General features: G+C 62.6%; 13 protein-coding genes and 3 pseudogenes. 4 read left to right on the plus strand and 12 right to left on the minus strand.

All coding sequences use genetic code 11. The features are described 5' to 3' along the window. Window positions 1-142: 142 nt before the first annotated feature. Window positions 143-295 (minus strand): annotated as a pseudogene (locus tag ABIB78_RS33670) (site-specific integrase); the annotation flags it as partial. Next, window positions 282-3,618: pseudogene (locus ABIB78_RS33675) on the minus strand (strawberry notch-like NTP hydrolase domain-containing protein); the annotation flags it as partial. The pseudogenes ABIB78_RS33675 and ABIB78_RS33670, both read right to left, overlap by 14 nt. Before the next feature lie 367 nt (window positions 3,619-3,985). Here ABIB78_RS33675 and ABIB78_RS33680 point away from each other — a divergent pair. Both ABIB78_RS33680 and ABIB78_RS33685 read left to right on the plus strand, forming a co-directional pair. Beyond that, window positions 3,986-4,900, plus strand: coding sequence for an NmrA family NAD(P)-binding protein (locus ABIB78_RS33680; RefSeq protein ID WP_429032676.1), 915 nt, complete (start codon window positions 3,986-3,988; stop codon window positions 4,898-4,900). A gap of 15 nt (window positions 4,901-4,915) precedes the next feature. Next, a complete protein-coding gene (locus tag ABIB78_RS33685; protein WP_429032677.1) occupies window positions 4,916-5,122 on the plus strand; it encodes a hypothetical protein in 207 nt (68 codons plus the stop codon). On the opposite strand, the pseudogene ABIB78_RS33690 reads toward ABIB78_RS33685, so the two are convergent. From ABIB78_RS33690 to ABIB78_RS33725, 8 genes and pseudogenes are all read right to left on the minus strand, one after another. Next, window positions 5,062-5,312 (minus strand): annotated as a pseudogene (locus ABIB78_RS33690) (DUF6117 family protein). The gene ABIB78_RS33685 and the pseudogene ABIB78_RS33690 overlap by 61 nt on opposite strands. Before the next feature lie 110 nt (window positions 5,313-5,422). Then, complete coding sequence (locus tag ABIB78_RS33695) at window positions 5,423-5,650, minus strand: hypothetical protein (RefSeq protein WP_429032678.1); 228 nt, start codon at window positions 5,648-5,650, stop codon at window positions 5,423-5,425. A 42-nt stretch (window positions 5,651-5,692) separates the two neighbouring features. Then, window positions 5,693-5,902, minus strand: a complete 210-nt coding sequence (locus tag ABIB78_RS33700; protein ID WP_429032680.1) for a hypothetical protein — start codon at window positions 5,900-5,902, stop codon at window positions 5,693-5,695. 605 nt (window positions 5,903-6,507) lie between these two features. Next, a complete protein-coding gene (locus ABIB78_RS33705; RefSeq protein ID WP_429032682.1) occupies window positions 6,508-6,657 on the minus strand; it encodes a hypothetical protein in 150 nt (49 codons plus the stop codon). After that, window positions 6,654-6,797 carry a hypothetical protein gene (locus tag ABIB78_RS33710; protein ID WP_429032684.1) on the minus strand — a complete coding sequence of 48 codons (144 nt, stop codon included), beginning with the start codon at window positions 6,795-6,797 and terminating at the stop codon, window positions 6,654-6,656. The genes ABIB78_RS33705 and ABIB78_RS33710 overlap by 4 nt, the downstream gene beginning before the upstream one ends. A 553-nt stretch (window positions 6,798-7,350) precedes the next feature. Beyond that, complete coding sequence (locus ABIB78_RS33715) at window positions 7,351-7,533, minus strand: hypothetical protein (RefSeq protein WP_429032686.1); 183 nt, start codon at window positions 7,531-7,533, stop codon at window positions 7,351-7,353. A gap of 85 nt (window positions 7,534-7,618) precedes the next feature. After that, the gene (locus ABIB78_RS33720; RefSeq protein ID WP_429032688.1) at window positions 7,619-7,801 is read right to left on the minus strand and encodes a hypothetical protein; all 183 of its coding nucleotides are present in this window, start codon (window positions 7,799-7,801) and stop codon (window positions 7,619-7,621) included. Between the two features lie 850 nt (window positions 7,802-8,651). Further along, complete coding sequence (locus tag ABIB78_RS33725) at window positions 8,652-8,810, minus strand: hypothetical protein (RefSeq protein WP_429032690.1); 159 nt, start codon at window positions 8,808-8,810, stop codon at window positions 8,652-8,654. 249 nt (window positions 8,811-9,059) lie between these two features. Between ABIB78_RS33725 and ABIB78_RS33730 the strand changes: the two genes are divergently transcribed. After that, a complete protein-coding gene (locus ABIB78_RS33730; protein WP_429032693.1) occupies window positions 9,060-9,602 on the plus strand; it encodes a hypothetical protein in 543 nt (180 codons plus the stop codon). A gap of 2,691 nt (window positions 9,603-12,293) precedes the next feature. Beyond that, a complete protein-coding gene (locus ABIB78_RS33735) occupies window positions 12,294-13,424 on the plus strand; it encodes a hypothetical protein (RefSeq protein WP_429032696.1) in 1,131 nt (376 codons plus the stop codon). A gap of 164 nt (window positions 13,425-13,588) precedes the next feature. Here the strand turns inward: ABIB78_RS33735 and ABIB78_RS33740 are convergent, their stop codons facing one another. Next, window positions 13,589-14,017, minus strand: coding sequence for a GlcG/HbpS family heme-binding protein (locus ABIB78_RS33740; protein ID WP_429032699.1), 429 nt, complete (start codon window positions 14,015-14,017; stop codon window positions 13,589-13,591). Continuing rightward, the gene (locus ABIB78_RS33745) at window positions 13,942-16,989 is read right to left on the minus strand and encodes an FAD-binding and (Fe-S)-binding domain-containing protein (protein WP_429032702.1); all 3,048 of its coding nucleotides are present in this window, start codon (window positions 16,987-16,989) and stop codon (window positions 13,942-13,944) included. The genes ABIB78_RS33740 and ABIB78_RS33745 overlap by 76 nt, the downstream gene beginning before the upstream one ends. Between the last annotated feature and the right edge of the window lie 2 nt (window positions 16,990-16,991).

The raw sequence follows: 16,991 nt of genomic DNA on the forward strand, positions 1-16,991 counted from the left end.
GGCAGCCTTGCGAACGTCGAACAGGTGCTGATCCCAGGTCGGGATCTGAAGGGCTTTGAACCCCAATTTGCCTGCCTAGTCTGCAATCGTGGCAAGCTGGTCAAAGGGTGGGCGGGCATCACTGAACTGCGCCAAATGGATGCTCGATCTCGCGGGCGAGACGGTTGCGACCGAGCGTGTCGGCAATCTTGTTCAGCCCCTTTTCGGTTTCCTTCCAGGAAGGTTTGTTTGCGGCTTTGAGCGACGCGACATAGCCCTCGAAGAGATCGGCGACGGTGCCGGGGCGGGTGCTCGTCCTTGATGCCGTTGTCGTCCATCAGCTTCAGGCCGGTCGAGGACTCGAAGCGATGGAGCGAGCAGCCGTCGATCTTGCCGCGCACGATCAGGAGATAGAGCTGGCGCAGCGCGTCTCGGGCGTAGCAGGATTCCAGATTGTCCTCGGGTCGGAACAGGCCCTGGCCGCCGGTCTGGCGCTGCCCGCGTGTAATCGCGCCGAGCGTGTCGAGCCGCCGCGCGATCGTGCTGAGGAAGCGCTTCTCCGCCTTCACGTCGGTCGCAATCGGGCGGAACAGCGGCGGCTGCGCCTGGTTCGTCCGGTTAGTACGGCCGAGGCCCTGGATGGCGGCGTCGGCCTTCCAGCCCGGTTCGAGGAGGTAATGCACGCGCAGCCGCTGGTTCTTCGCCGACAGCTCTGCGTGGTAGCTACGGCCGGTGCCGCCGGCCTCGCTGAAGACGAGAACACGCTTCAGGTCGTCCATGAAGGCGGCCGTCTCGGCGAGATTCGAGATTCGCCGACGGCGCGCGGTTCTCGACGGCCAGGCGGCCGCCCTTGCGGACGATCCTCCGAGAGCGGCCCGTCACCTCGGCCACCATGTCGGTGCCGAAGCGCTGCACGATCTGATCAAGAGCGCCGGGCACCGGAGGCAGGGACACGAGGCGCTCGATCAGTTCGTTCCGACGCGCGACTGCCTCACGGCTCTCGACAGGCTGACCATCACGATAGACCCGACGCGACGACAGATTACCCTCGCCATCGGTGAAGGGCTCGTAGAGCTGCACCGGGAAGGAGTGGGCGAGATAGTCGAGCACATATTCGCGCGGCGTGATGTCGACGCGAACGTCACCCCATTCCTAGGTCGGGATCTCGGTCAGGCGCCGTTCCATCAGCGCTTCGCCGGTCGACACGATCTGCACCACGGCGGCGTGTCCGGCCTCTAGATCGCGCTCGATCGAGCCGATCAGGGTCGGCGTTTTCATCGACGTCAGCAGATGCCCGAAGAAGCGCTGCTTCGCGGATTCGAATGCCGAGCGGGTGGCGGACTTCGCCTGCCGGTTCAAGGTCCCGGTCGAGCCGCTGATGTTGGCGGCTTCCATCGCCGCGTCGAGGTGATTGTGGATGATGGCGAACGCGCCAGCATAGGCATCGTAGATGCGGCGCTGCTCATCGGTCAGCGCGTGCTCGACCAGCTCGTATTCCACGCCATCGTAAGAGAGCGAGCGGGCGGTATAGAGGCAGAGCGATCGCAGGTCGCGGGCCAGCACCTCCATCGCTGCGACGCCGCCGTCCTCGATAGCCTCAACGAACTCCACGCGGGTGGCGAAGGGGAAGTCTTCGCCACCCCATAGGCCGAGCCGTTGGGCATAGGCGAGATTATGGACGGTGGTCGCGCCGGTCGCGGAGACATAGACGACACGAGCATTCGGGAGGGCGTGCTGAAGCCGCAGGCCAGCGCGGCCTTGCTGCGAGGGGGCGACGTCACCCCGTTTGCCCCTGCCACCGCCGGCATTCTGCATCGCGTGGCTCTCGTCGAAAATGATCACTCCGTCGAAGTCGGAGCCCAACCATTCGATGATCTGCCGGACACGCGAAACCTTCTCGCCGCGGTCGTCGGAGCGAAGCGTGGCGTAGGTTGCAAACAGGACGCCCTCCGACAGGGTGATGGGCTTGCCCTGTGGGAAGCGGGACAGCGGAGTGACCAGCAGACGCTCCATCCGAGTGCGGACCAATCGCGCTGCGCGTCCTCGATCAGCTTGTCGGACTTCGAGATCCAGACCGCCTTGCGGCGACCGCGCAGCCAGTTGTCGAGGATGATGCCGGCCGACTGACGGCCTTTCCCGGCTCCGGTGCCGTCGCCGAGCATGAAGCCGCGGCGGAAGCGAACGGTGCCGACGGCGTCGGCGGGCGCGACATCGAAGGTCTCATCGACCGTCCACGATCCGGAGAGAAAGTCGCTGTGCCCCTCTCCGGCATAGATCACCGTTTCGAGCTGGGCGTCCGACAGAAGCGCGGATGTTCGCCGACAGCATCGGGCGATAGCCCGGCTTGGGCGGGGCGACGCTCGCCATCGCCGCCGACTGGACCAGCTTCGTCGGATGCTTCTCAGAACCGGGAATACGGATCGACTGCAATCCGTATTCTTCATAGATAGCATCGGTGAGGTTCGCGCCCTCTGGCGGCGTCCAGTCCACGGTCTCATAGGTGAGTTCGACGCCTTCTGGATCGGCCGAAGACTGTGCGGCCGGACGCGCGATGGCGGCGCGAGAAAGATAGCCGCGCACGGTCTTCGGCGAGGCGGCAGAGATCGGCGCAGCGCCAACAGGCAGCGTGACGGGGAGACGCAGCGGAACCTGTGCACCGATCCAATCGAGCAGCGTGGCAGCATCCGACGCCATGCCCGGCGAGACCGGGAATACGGTCGGATCGTCGGCGGGCCGCTTGTCGATGACGGTCAGCCGGGTCGGGAAGCTGGTGCCGAGCTTATAATAGACCGCGCCGTTGATCGCAGCCGAGAACACGACACGCCCGCGCGTCTGTAGGGCCACGAAGGCATCGCGCCAGTCCGGCAGCTCCGGGCCGACATTGGCGCCGGTGATCGCGACCAGTCGCCCGCCAAGTGCAAGCCTTGCAAGCGCGGAACCGATATGACGGAGCGCGGTGTCATGGACGCGCCCGGCGACATTCGCCAGAGCGGAGAATGGCGGGTTCATTAGCACGATGGAGGGAACGGCGGCAGGTTCGAGATGGTCGTCGATCTGCGCGGCGTCGAAGCGGGAGACGGGGATGGCCGGAAAGAGGGAGGCGAGAAGCTCGGCGCGGGTGTCTGCGAGTTCATTGAGGATCAGCGATGTACCTGCCGTCTGCGCCAGGATCGCCAGCAGGCCGGTGCCAGCGGATGGTTCCAGCACCCGGTCATCGGGCGTGATCGCCGCAGTAGTCAGTGCCGCAAGACCGAGCGGCAGCGGCGTCGAAAATTGCTGGAGCGCCCGACTTTCCTCCGAACGGCGGGATTGCGTCGGCAAAAGGCAGGCGATCTTCGTCATTACGGAAAGCCGCGCAGCCGGAGAGGCGGCCTTGCGGAACAGCGCTTTTCCGTATTTGCGCAGGAACAGGACGGTCGCGACCTCGCACGTCTCATAAGCCGCCTTCCAGTCCCAGATGCCTGTCGCATCGGAGGCGCCAAAGGCTTCCTCCATCGCACCGCGCAGGATGGCGGCGTCGATCCGTTCGCCTCGTTCGAGACGCGGCAGCAGAAGATGGGCGGCGGTGAGAATGCCCGACGAAGGACCAAGCCGAAGCGGCGTGGCCGACGCAACGGCCACGGGGGACAGGATGTTCATGGGATGAGCTTTCAGGAGAGCGGAGACGGACAAGCCCGCGCGACGCTCTCTCTAGACCGCCCGGACTCAATCCCGTCCGGGCGGACCTCTCACTCGAAATGCCGAAGGCGAAACGGCATCAGCACGATGATGCCGCCGACCTCGTGATCCCCCTCTTGACCCTGCTCGGTCCCCCGCTTTAATTGATGTGTCGAAATGGCAGGCTTGGTCTGGGTAGGCCCAAGCCCTTTCCCGAGATCGGGAAAGCTCTCTTCGCATCGAGCGATGCGATCCCCGACAGTCCCCGCGCGGCACGCCGTGCTTTCGGGTCTGATCGGTGGCGTTGACGACGTAGCTGCTCCGACAGGCCATTTTGATGGAGCAGTCTATGATCGACAGATCGAAACCCATTCTCGTTTTTCTCGCCGCGGGTGTTCAGGGCGGTGCCGTGGTGCGCGCCGCGTTTGCGCAGGGCCTGAAAGTCCGCGCGCTGGTGCGCAACCGGGCGCGTGCTGCGGCACTGGCCGCGCCCGGCGTTGAACTGGCCGAAGGCGATCTCGGCGATGCTGTCTCGCTCGAGAACGCCAGCACCGGCATCGATCATGCCATGCTTCAGGTGCCGATCGGCCCGGCCGAGCCGATGGCAACGCAGGCGCAGAACGCGCTCGTTGCCTTCAAGGCGGCGGGCATCCAATCCTTTGTCCTCAAGCTCGCCAGCGCCAGCCGGCCAGCGCCCTGCGAGGAGCCGAGCTTCATCGCCAATCAAATGATCGAGGATGCCGCACGCGCCTCCGGCATTCCCTTCGCCATCGTGCGCCCGACCATGTATCTCGACAATATGCTGAAACCCTCGGCGCTGGCGGAGATCATGAGCGAAGGCGTGTTCGCACCGCCGATCCCGGCCTCACAGCGCATCGCCTGGACCTCCGCCGACGATTGCGCCGAAGCGGCGCTGACGTTGTTGGAGCGCGACGCGATGGGAGGCGATCATCGCATCGCCGGGCCGGAAAGCCTAACGGGCGATGAACTCGCAACCCGTCTCAGCGCAGGTCTTGACCGCCCTGTCCGCTATCGTGGTCAGCCGCTCGACGAATTCGAGCACGAGGTCGATGTGGCCATGGGCGAAGGGGTCGGCCGGCGCGTCGCCTCGAAGTTCCGCTACTTTGCCACCTATCCCAACGAGGCCGACATCATTCTCGCGCAGCCCTTCGCGCCGCAACCCGGGCTGGAAGGTTTTCAGCCGAAGAGCGTCGAAACATGGGTTCAAGCGCACCGGATAAGTTTAGCGATGCGGTTGCCCTGAAGTGCTGAGCGTCTCGTGGCTGAAAACACCAACATGGGAAAAGCGCCCGACCATCAGGTGGGCGCTTTTCCGGCTGAACCGACGGTCGGCTCCGGCAAGGAAATCCAATTCGACGGCGATGGTCATGCTGACGATCCGCCGTCAATGGGACGCACCGACCATCATGATGCGCTGCCGGGCTGTATGAAACCCTCGGGATCATCGGGATCGGGCGGCAGGTAGGCGTCGTAGGGGTTGCCCTCGGCGAGATGGCCGAAGGGCGTAAAGACATAATCGCCATTGTCTCGCCCCACGGTGCAGATGACGTAGCGGGGAGTGCCCGTTAGGCGTCGAGGCATTCCATCAGGGCGAGGTTGCCGTCGTCTGCCGCGCGCAGCAGGGTCTGGAAATTGGTCCGGGCATGGTCTGGGATGCTCGTGACAGGCTCCTAAAAAGAAAAGGCCCGACCGAAGCCGGGCTGAGTGTGAAGGATCGGGGAAACACTGGCTGGAGCGGATCACACCGCCCCCCGCCAGTTGCAGGTCATTCGGCGGCGAGCAGAGCTTCGTCGTCTTCCGCAAGCTCGTCGTCGTCGCTGTCATCAGACAGAAAAGCGGGCAGCGCCTCGTCGCCACCGTCGTGGTGGTCGATATGATCAGCGGTCGCTTCGCTTTCCGCTGTCTCTGGTGATAACGAATGAATAGTCGTCGCTGCTTGCGATCCAAATTTCCAGATCGTCAGCAGTATCCACGCGGCGAAAGTGCAGGCCATTTCACCCTCCACCAGGCAGAGTCCAAGCCTGGTCCTCCGCAGTCATCCAGATGGATGCTTAACCTGCTTTTGTCGGGCTGCTTCAGCCTCCCGCGCCAACCGTTCCGCCCTCAGGCGTTCTCGATTATCATCGAACGCTTTTTGCGCTTTGGCGTAATCGGTCAAAGCTTCCTTCGCCCGGACCGCTTTGAATACCTTGTGGGCTTCGCGTTCTGCAGCCGTCGGTGCCCGTCGGTTTCGGTCGTTAATCATTGTTGACCTCCCATTTGGGCTTGACGAGTTAACGCATAGATATGGTCTTCGATCCTGTCGTCTAGCGGGCAACTTGTCATGCCCGTGTAGCCGCCAAAAACGAGGTGGCATTAAATTCCAAACGAATGCCTCATCTGGGCCACCATGCGCTGAACTGCGTAGGTGTATTTGCCTTGGGCGAACTGCTGATCGCCAATGTAAAGGGCAACAATAACGCCAATCGCTATCAATAGCCCCTTCACCAAACGCTCCTTACAAATCCTGTCGCGACGGAGGCTATGGTCGAGATGGCTCTGAATGCCGTGACGATCCCGGCATTCTGGCTGGGACCTCTGTCCGCGTCGGCTCCGCTGGCCGGCCCGGTTCTGACGTTCTGTTCGAACGTACCATCCAGGCCGCAAGACGGGCGTAGCCGCGCCTAAGCGTCGGCATGAACCATTCATGGTCGCCCTGATCCATACGCGCAAACTATTCCTGCCATCCTTTAAGGAACTGTTGCTGGCTAGGGTTGCACCGTGATCTTACGGGCAAGTACTGCGCCAAGGGCATCGCCGATGATCGCGCAGATCGCGGGAGCGCGCGGAAAAGCGCGTGCCGGAGGGCTTTCACTCGAGAACTTCGTATTCGAACGCCACCCCTTCCGGAGCGTTCTCCTCGAACCATTTCTCTGCGGCCTCGATTGTCGCGAAGACCTTGATGTGGTTCTCGTCGCCGACTTTCTTGGCCGCATCGGTATAGATCCAGACAGTTTTCATCGCATCAACTCAAACAGTTCCTTGATCTCACTCAACCGCGGCTTGGTGCTGGCCGGCATATGCTCCAACAACATATGCCTGATGCCGACCGCGATCCGGTCGCGTCGGTTGCCATCCTGCTCGGCGTGATAAGCGCGCATGTCGGCCGCGAACTGGCGGGCGACGGCAGGCGGATTTCGAGTGATGGGCATGGCTTACGCTAACGGACAACAACGCCGCCAAGCTTAAAATACTCGCTGGCGGCGCTGGTCTAGCCCCGGGAAGAATGTGCAAAATCCCGACGTGTAGGAGTCACCACAAACCGTGCCATGGTTCATGTCTCAAACGGATTACTACTGCGGGGGTAGTCGAGGCGCGTCTGAACCGCAAAAACCCCGCCTTGGGGAGCGGGGTTTCTGATGCGAAGCGGGGAGGGGTGGGGATTCTCTACGCTTCAATAATTGGTCAGAGCGATCGGCCATAGGTTCAAAAGAAAACTCGGAGTCAGCCGGAGAGAAATCAATCACCTCGCCCCAGTCCAGACGGGTATCGACCCAGCCGACCTTTCCGCGGTGAGGACGGCTTAACGAGACGGCTTCGCCGAGTGATAACGGAATGGCTCGGCGCTCCACCCCCTGCCATGACGCAAGAGCAGGCCCTGCGCGACCAGCGTTCGGCACGTTGGGTTGACGCGCTGTATCGCTGAGTGGTCAGTTATATTTCGATCAGTAGTTGCTTGCCAATCGATTGGAACGAGGGCTTGCCATGCCCACCACGGAAGAATTCCGCGAAGAGGCCGAGGCTCAAATCGGTCGGGCGGCCAGGCAAGGGCGTCCGCATATCGAGATCAACGCAGGCGAACTGCATCGGATAGTAAGCCCGGATCAGAACAGGCACTCAATGGCCTGCAACGCCATGCGCCAGCTTATGGGACCAGCCGACCTGGTGATCTATGAACCTCCAGCCGGGGACGGTCCATCGTTCACCGTTCGGTATGCTCTGCCTCGCTAGCATCGGCTTTGTCGGAAATGTCCGAACGCCCCGCCGTCATCGCTTCAACCGTCTCGACGACACGTCGGCGGATGGCCCGGTCACGGATCGAGCGAAAGGCCCGAAGAAGCCGGAACGCATCCGCCGCGTCTTTGCTCAGTCTCTCCTTCGTCAAGCTCGCCCTCGCATGATCCGCGGAATCTCGGAGACTTGGCATCCCCCGTTCCAGCCGTTGGATTAGTCCTTAATGAACATTGTTATTGGTCAGAACTGTTTGTCGGGACCGGAGCGACGCTTTCGTGGCCGGGAGTCAAGAAGATCCGGCATCGGTGGCAGTTGGGGACGCGACTCAGGACTTGGCTCCGTGCCCGGTTCGTCCTGGCCCTTTGCCGGTTGTCGTCGGCTGATCACAAGGCCAATTAGGCCGACCACTGCCAGCGCGGCTCCCGCGATGATGAGCCAGTGCGGTAATTCGAGCCATCCTATAGCGGTCTTGATCGTATCCAATCTACTTCTTCACCTCCCCCTCGCTTGGTAGTCGGGCGACTAACTGTGCACGAAAACTCGCGACATCTCGAAGTAGATCGTCGTGGCCCGGTCCCTGCGGAAGCTTACGGGCGGTGACTTGTAGCTTTACCGCCATTTCTTCTAGCTCCCGAAGGTCGGTCATCGTCATTTCTTTTCGCCCTTATAGTCCGATCTCGACCAGTCGCCCGAAACGATGCGGAATTTACCGCTTTTCTGCGGGAACGCCGACGTCGCTTGGGGGTGGTGCAGCTGGGGACGGCGGCGGAGTTTCCGCCGCAGCAGGCGCCGCACCGATGCAGTCACCTGCCCAGATCTTGGTGCCTCTAACCGCGCCGACCAGTTTGCAACCCATTGGCGCTTGCGGCCTGACCTGAACGGGCGGCCTTTTGGCCGCTTTCGGTGGAGCAGCTTGAGCAAGCGCGCTAGTCGTAAAAAGCAGCGCGATAAGTCCAATTAGCGGCTTCATGGTCGTTCCCCTTCGACTATAGAACGCGCGTTTATTTCCCCTTCGCCTTCAGCCCCAGCTCGACAAGCCGGCGGATAGCTTCGGAGCGGGATGGTAAATCAGGGTGACGTCGGCGCCATTCATCAATCGCGCTGACCTCGTCAGCCGACATCATAACTGGAATTCGCTGGTCTTTCTTATCCTCGGCCATGTCAGTTTCTACGAGCACAAGCCCTTCGGCACAAGTTGGTTGACATGTGCTAGTCCATGGCACAGGTCGTGCCAGTTGTCCAATATGGGCAACAAACCCAACCGAGGGCTAACCCGAAAATGGAGGTTTGGACATGTCACAAGCCGATTCTACGAATGCCATAGCCGCCGTCTCATCGCGGCGCCGCTTCCTGTCCAGCAGCGTGGCCGTCGGTGGCGTTCCTCTGACGCTAGCGAAAATTCCGCCTGCATGCTCCGCAATCGCACCAGCGGCATCGTTAGACCAGTGTTCGGCCTCATCGACGCTTATCGCGCGGCAGCCCGCGTAGCTGCCGCGGCGTCAGAAGAAAAATCACGGCGCGAGCAGATCCTTACTGGACGAGGGCATCGGACTTTCTCCGTTCGTCGCCGCCGTCAACGATGGGGCTCGCCGATCGTCGTCTACAGCCACAAGCAAATCGACCAGTGCCCGACCTTGTTCGGCCAGCAGCGGGACCGGGCGCATGTGAGGCTCGACGTCGCGCTTAGTCGCCATTCCACCATTCTCGGCGATGTCGAGAATGTCCTCTGCGATGCCATCGACGCTGGTGAAGAGCGTCTCGATGCGTTGCTCTCGACCGCTCCCACGTCAGTACCCGGCCTTCGCGCGTTGCTCCACTATATCCTGGCGGACGACGATGGGCCGACTTGCGAGGACGAGCTTTCATGGAATGCCCGGCTGGAGACGCTCCTATTCTCGATCGGCGATGCGCTGGACAATATCGACGTCGCCCGTGCCGAGGAGATTATCTAGTGGCAGAAGACCCAGCGTGGCACCGTCGGCATGCCATACAACTCGCCTGCCAGCTGCCTGAAAATTGCGAACATGCCCTTATCATTCTCGATCAGACAAAGCGGCTGGTCGCCGAATTTTCTCGCGGAGGATGAGCCGGCTCAGGTCCCGTCCAAGGTGCTTAGCCTGGTGCGGGAAGACGATTGCGCTTGATCTCGATGAGGCTCCAAACGGAAGCCCGCCGGTTCACGCCGGCGGGTTTTTCTTCGCGGTTGCTAGCGCCTGTAATACCGATACGGCCGCTCCCATACAAAGGTCGAGCCGTAGCGGTACGGCAGGACGTCATAGCCAATTAAGTACGCGGTTCGATACCGCCTGTGATGAATAATGCGGGTCGCACCACACGCGCACCGTTGGCGGGAACTGATCTCGGATGCCGGATTTTCATGCGGCTTCACCTGATCAGCGGATGCTCGATCCGGAAGGATGCAGAGCGCGCTAAAGGTGAGAATCGACAGGAGGCGAAGCATGGCCAAATCCTTCCGAGGCCCCGACCGATAACTGCACAAAGATGGGCAAGTTCCAGGGCATCCCATACCCCCCGGTGCTCCATGGCGGCCGGTTCGAACAGCGGCCGGACTTCGGCGCTGCGGTGGGCCGCAAGCTTGGCAGACGAACAGTGTTTCGAGGTCGGAGAGCCTGAGGCCTATCGGGCCAGCGGTCCGCGTCGAACTCAACGTGGTTGCGCGCATTTTTGTAGTCGCCGCAAAAGGACCAGCAGCCGGCGGGGGCCGGATTGGCGCATTTCTCCGAGGGTGATTTTCTGTTCGTCGCCGTCGACGAGTCCGGTGAAAAACTCGGCTCCCATTGTCGCCCTGATCGGGGGCAATGACTGCGCCTGATCTGCGCTGTTGCTCATGCGACCGGCTGCGGCTGGCTTCACAAGCCAGACGGATATCAAGGGCGCGGAGCCTCCGGGCTCCGCGCTTTGATCGGTACAGCAGCCGCTTTGATGGATTTCGGTTTGAGCGCTCTCCGCTTCATGGTCGCGGTTTGCTTCTTTGACTTTAGCGCCTGTGGTCGTTTGTTTGTTTCGCTCACGAATTCGCCCCCCTCGAAATTATTCTGCGGAACTTGAGCCGGATTTGCGTGACGTGACGAGTCGTAAGTGTATTTTGACGGACGAACCTCCTCGTTTGTTGCGGAATTGAGACAGAACGCCCGCGCTTATTGTTACCGGCACCGGCTAGAAAGCGGGCAAGCGGGGCTGATGGCCGTACGCACGGCGGCTGGTGGCTCATACTGGCGGTAACGGCCTCAAGCCCGCCGGCTCCACTCGGCGGGCTTTTCCTTGCGACGTGACGCGCTGTCCCCTTAGGCTGCCGTCGGGGGCAATTCCCCGCCGGTATTCACGCCCGGCGGGTTTTTCTTTGGTGACGGCGCCGTTAAGCCGCAGGCGGAAAACTGGCTAGGCGCCAATCACCAACGGCGATATGCGCGGTGATACCCGTAACCCCGATGCACGCCATAACCATAGCGGCGAACACTGTAGCCGTACCGTCGGTAGGCGGGTGCCGTGCGGACACAACCGCGCGGGCCGCAGACCACAGCGACGTTCTCGATGCTTGAAGCGGGAGTAAGTGGGGCAACTGGCATTGCGGACGCGATTCCTACCGCAGCAAGACTGCCGAGTGCAGCAAGTGCAAATTTGAGTTTCATGGGGCTTCTACCGGTTGGCGTTCTAGAGGCGTCGAACACAGTAAGAAGTCGAATGTGAACCGGAGATGAGCGGCTATGGTCCCGCTCTCGCACGCCTCAAGCCCGCCGGTTCGATTCGGCGGGTTTTTCTCTGGGCTTTGAGGGGAGCGGCGAGGGGTTGATCCGGTTTTTCAAATTGATGCTTTTCGGGCCTGCGCGCTCTACTGGCCGCGCGAATCTGGCGGCCCACCGCCGTTCGAACTTTCTTTGAGTGTCCCGAGGAACGTCGCACATGAGCTCACCTCCGGGTTGAGCCCCCTCGATGGAGCCTTAACGCGCAGGGCGCTCTAAAGGATCCTAAACGGGCGCCATTTTCTTTGGTTCGGCCTCAGTTGGCAGGCCACCTTTGACGACGACAAAAACTCCGCTCGCGCATGCTTTGCAAACGGGCGCAGTTGATTCGGCCATGATGCTGGAGGCCGTCGTGTCGCTAATGGGACTAGGCGTTTGCGCCTTGCTGCTCATTGCCTTCTGGGGCCTTACGTCGCCGCAATAGCTTAAATCGCAGGAGGCCCTTGCTACATGGGAAGCCGCCTCTGCTGGGACGACGCGTTCGCAATCAAGCCGCTTGCCCAGGTTCGAGTGGTCTGAGCAGCGGCAGCGGCTCGACGACCGCTATGGGGCGAAAGCCGTCGACGAAGGCCGAGCCCCGCGATTTCCGCTTCGCCCTCGGAAGCCGATGATGACGAGTACTCGTCCTGGCAAGGGAGGAGTTTGGTTGAATCGGCTCATCGCGGTTTCGTCTCACCTCTCTCGCCAGAGGTGAACTTTCGGCGCCGCTCCCAATTCGACGGTGTCGGAAAAGTGCCATCGGGGCGCGAGTTGCATTCGAGCAACATCGTTCGGAAAGATGGTCGTTAACCTTCTTTCGCCATTGCGCGACGACGCCCTGAGCGGACAATCCGCCTCGCCACATGCTGCAATCTGGCTCCCGAGGAGCCCGTAGAGGCTGGGATGATGAACTCGCGGCGGGTGCGGACAGCGGCGTTGGGTGGGACGGTCGTTCTGTCGCTCTCGTGGTTTGCGGCGTTCGGTTCGGCTGGCGTCGAGAAGATCGGTGCGTCGGTTACCGGTGCATCAGTTGATGATTTCCGCGCTCCTGCTGTCGTCGCCGATGCCGTATCGGCGACATCGAACGCTGCCGTTGATGGCCCTAATGCAGCGACCATGAGCGAACAGGAAGCGGTGGCGACCACCAATGCTGCGCCGACCGTGCTCGAGACAGAACCTGTCGCGGCCGCGTTGACCGATCCCGCGCTGCCGCCGGACACTCAACCTGGGCAGACGCCGGCAGCGAACACGCCGGATCCGGAGCCTCGCGCGGTCAAGGCGGCGGTGGACTCCGTCGAAATCCTCGACGAGTGCTGGGACGTCAACGCCTGCATCGACCGCTATCTTTGGGCGCTCTATCAAAGGACGCCCAAGGAAGACACCATCAAGGTGCCTGAGCAGAGGGAGGTGACGGTCAAGAGAAAGAAGAAGATGGTGACGGTCACCAGAACCTTCACCAGGCTTGTCGATGAGGATTTCGCCTGGAAGGACGCCAAGGCGGCCGAAAGAGCCAGCATGCCCATGATGGACTACGTCATGGGAGGCGTCGATCGGAGCTTCAAGCTGAAGCTCTTCCGTGCACTTCTCGCGGCGGAACAGGCCGGCCTGTCGCCCGGTATCACCAGCGCCTTCCGCGATGACTACCGCCAGTCGATTGCAAGCGGGCTGAAGGCGGCCAGCAACAGGTCGTATCACGGCGGCAGCCTCCGTGGCGGCTACGGCCATGGGCTCGCGGCCGACATCGTCAGCATCGACGGCGCGACGCGCGACGACCGTTGGAGATCGTCGGAAAGGCTTTGGAAGTGGGTCGATGCGCACGGCAAGGAGTTTGGCGTCGCGCGCCCCTATCTCGATTTTGATCCGCCGCATCTGGCGCCGATCGATGGCCAGGAATATGCCGCTCACCGTGGCGGCGCCAAAACGCGGCACGCGGCGCTGGACGCGAAGACGCGCAGCCGTCACGCGGCGCACGATAATCACGCCGCGGTGAAACGCGCAAAGACCGCGAAGTCATCGAAGGTGCGAACGATCTGAGCGGGATAACGATGATCCGTATTGTGGGTTAGCCCACCTGGTCCGCGCAAAAGAGCGGCCCGATGACGGCTCCGGCGTAACCCAACGTCGTACCCCGAAGATGGTGGCGCTTCGCTAGGGCGTGTAGAGGCGGTGACATGAAAGTACGAGTAAACGCTGCAAGCTTACCCCGCGTTGGCCTTCAGGCCCGCCGCCTCGATGCCCGCAACGGCGCATACCTCGTCATTGTCGGAAGTGTCGCCGCTGACGCCGACGGCGCCGAGCAAGGTTGAGCCGTCATTGATCAGCACACCGCCGGGGACCGGCACCAGCCGGCCCTGCGCCAGCGTGTTCACTGAATCGATGAAAAAGGCCTGCTCCTGCGCGCGCTGAAACAGTGCCCGCGATCCCATCCCCAACGCCAGCGCACCATAGGCCTTGCCATGGGCGATCTCGGCCCGCATCAGGCTGGTGCCGTCCTGCGCCGCCGTCACCTTCACCGCGCCGCGGGCGTCGAGGATGGTGACGACCAGCGGCTTCAACTTCTTCTCGACGCCCTTGGCAAGGGCGGCATCCAGAATCTTGCGGGCAATTTCGAGGGTGAGCTCAGCCATGGGCCTCTATCCTTTGTCGGTAACAATTTGTTGGAATTCGATTTCGCACACTTCAGGCTCATCGCCAATACGCTGGCGACATGCAGCGGCGTGCGCCTGCTGCCGTCCTTGATCTGGTGCCGACACGAGGTCCCGTCGGCCACGATCAGCGTGTCCTGATCGGCGCTGCGGACCGCCGGCAGCAACGACAGCTCAGCCATCTGGATCGAGGCCTGATAGGTGTCCGCGCCATAGCCGAACGCGCCCGCCATGCCACAGCAGCTCGACTCGATGGTCTTGACGTCGAGGCCGGGCACGAGGCGGAGCGCTTTCTCCACGGGCTTGAACGCGCCAAAGGACTTTTGATGGCAATGACCATGCACGACCGCTTTTCCGGCGATCGAGCCGAGCGGCAACGCTAGGCGCCCAGCCTCGGCCTCTCGCACGAGGAACTCCTCGAACAGCAAGGCGTGTGCGCTGACGCTCTTTGCGGCCGCATCCGAACGCAGCGACAGCAGTTCATCCCGCAGGGTCAGAAGGCAGCTCGGCTCCAGGCCGATGATCGGCACGCCGCGGGCCGCGAACGGAGCGTAGGTTGAAACCAGCCGGTCGAGTTCTGCACGGGCCTGATCAACCAGTCCGGCCGACAGGAATGTTCGTCCGCAGCACGGCGGGCGGCCCCCGTCCGATGGCCGAGGCAGATGCACGCGATAGCCGCCGGCGACAAGGACCTCGATCGCGGCGTCGAGATTCTCCCGCTCATAGCCGCGGTTGAACGTATCGGCGAACAGCACCACCTCGCGTCCGTCGGGCGGACCCAGCACCTCGGCGTCAGGCCGGAAGGTGTCGCGGCGAAACGCCGGCAGCGCACGGTTGGCACTGATCCCGGCGAACCTCTCGAACAACGTGCGCAACAGCGGGCTGTGGTTGCGCCAGTTCGCAATGGGAGCCAAGCGCGAGGCGAGATCGATATAACGCGGCAGATAGCCGACCAGCCGGTCGCGCAGCGAAAGCCCGTGCTTGTCGGCGCGCGCGGCCAGCACCTCGATCTTCATCTTGGCCATGTCGACGCCGGTCGGGCATTCATGGCGGCAGGCCTTGCAGGAGACGCAGAGTTTCAGCGTGTCCATCATCTCGTCGGAGGCGAGCGCGTCCGCACCCAACTGGCCCGAGATCGCCAGCCGCAGCGTATTGGCGCGGCCGCGGGTGACATCCTTCTCGTTGCGCGTCGCCCGATAGGACGGGCACATCACGCCGCCTTCGAGCTTGCGGCAGGCGCCGTTGTTGTTGCACATCTCGACGGCGCCTTGGAAGCCGCCGCCGGCGCCGGGATAGGCCGACCAGTCCAGCGTCGTCTTCAATTCGCCGACGCGATAATCCGGGGAGAAGCGGAACAGCGAACGGTCGTCCATTTTCGGCGGATCGACGATCTTGCCCGGGTTGAGCGTGTTGGCGGGATCGAAGCGCTGCTTGACCTCGCGGAAGTCGGCCACGATGCGCGCGCCGAACATCGCCTCGTGGAATTCCGAGCGCACCAGGCCGTCGCCGTGCTCGCCCGAATGCGAGCCCTTGTATTCGCGCACCATCGCGAACGCTTCCTCGGCAATGGCGCGCATTGCCTTGACGTCCTTCTCGAGCTTGAGATTGAGCACCGGGCGCACATGCAGGCAGCCTTCGGAGGCATGTGCGTACATCGTGCCGCGTGTGCCGTGCCTGGCGAAGACGGCATTGAGCCGCTCGGTGTAGTCGGCAAGATGCGGCAGCGGCACCGCGCAATCCTCGACGAACGAGACCGGCTTGCCCTCCTGCTTCATCGACATCATGACGTTGAGGCCGGCGGCGCGGAAATCGGCGATGCCGGTCTGCAGCGCGGGCTCGACGATCTCGATCACGCCGCCCCATTTGGGCTGCGGCTTGTCCCAGCCGAAGCCGAGATCGGCCATCAGCTCGCCGAGCTGCTTCAGGCGCGCAAGGTTGTCGGCCTGATCTTCTTCGGCGAACTCGACCACCAGGATCGCGTCGGGGTCGCCGCGCACCGCCGCGGAGATGATCGGCTGGAACATCGCGATCTCGCGTCCGAGCGCGATCATGGTGCGGTCGACCAGCTCGACTGCGATCGGCCGCAGCTTGACCAGATGCTGGGCCGCGTCCATCGCCTCGTAGAAGCTGCCGAAATGGCAGACGCCGAGCGCCTTGTTGCGGATCACCGGCCACAGCTTGAGCTCGACCTGGGTCGTGAAGGCGAGCGTGCCCTCCGATCCGACCAGGAGATGCGCCAGATTGTTCGGCGCATTGCGCGGCACCAGCGCATCGAGGTTGTAGCCGCCGACGCGGCGCTGCACCTTGGGGAATTTGTCTGATATTTCGGCGGCCTCGCGCTCGCCGAGATCGAGCATGTCGCGAAACAGCTTCAGTCCGCTCTCGGGTGAATTGACCCGCGTCAGATCGCGCGGCACCTCGCCGAAATGCAGCAGCGTGCCGTCGGCGAGTGCGGCATCCATCGACAGCGTGTTGTCGCGCATGGTGCCGTAGCGCAGCGAACGGCCGCCGCAGGAATTGTTGCCGGCCATGCCGCCGATCGTGGCGCGCGACGCGGTCGAGACGTCGACCGGAAACCACAGCCCATGTTTCTTCAGCTGACGGTTGAGATCGTCGAGCACGATGCCAGGCTCGACCACACAGATCCGGTTCTCGACATCGAGCGAGAGGATGCGGTTCAGATGCTTGGACAAGTCGACGACGATGCCGTCATTGACGGTCTGGCCGCATTGCGAGGTGCCGCCGCCACGCGGGGTCACGATCCGCCCGTCGTCGCGGGCGATCGCAAGCGCCCGCAGCGCCTCGTCGACGGTTCGCGGCACCACCACGCCGGCCGGCATGATCTGGTAGAACGAAGCGTCGGTTGCGTAGCGGCCGCGGTTGAATGCATCGAAAAAGACGTCGCCGGTCAGATAGGACCGCAGGCGCTGCTCGAGCAATGAGGCGTTCTTCATCC

Origin of the sequence: Bradyrhizobium sp. I1.14.4 (assembly GCF_050435825.1) — a bacterium.
GTDB lineage: Bacteria > Pseudomonadota > Alphaproteobacteria > Rhizobiales > Xanthobacteraceae > Bradyrhizobium.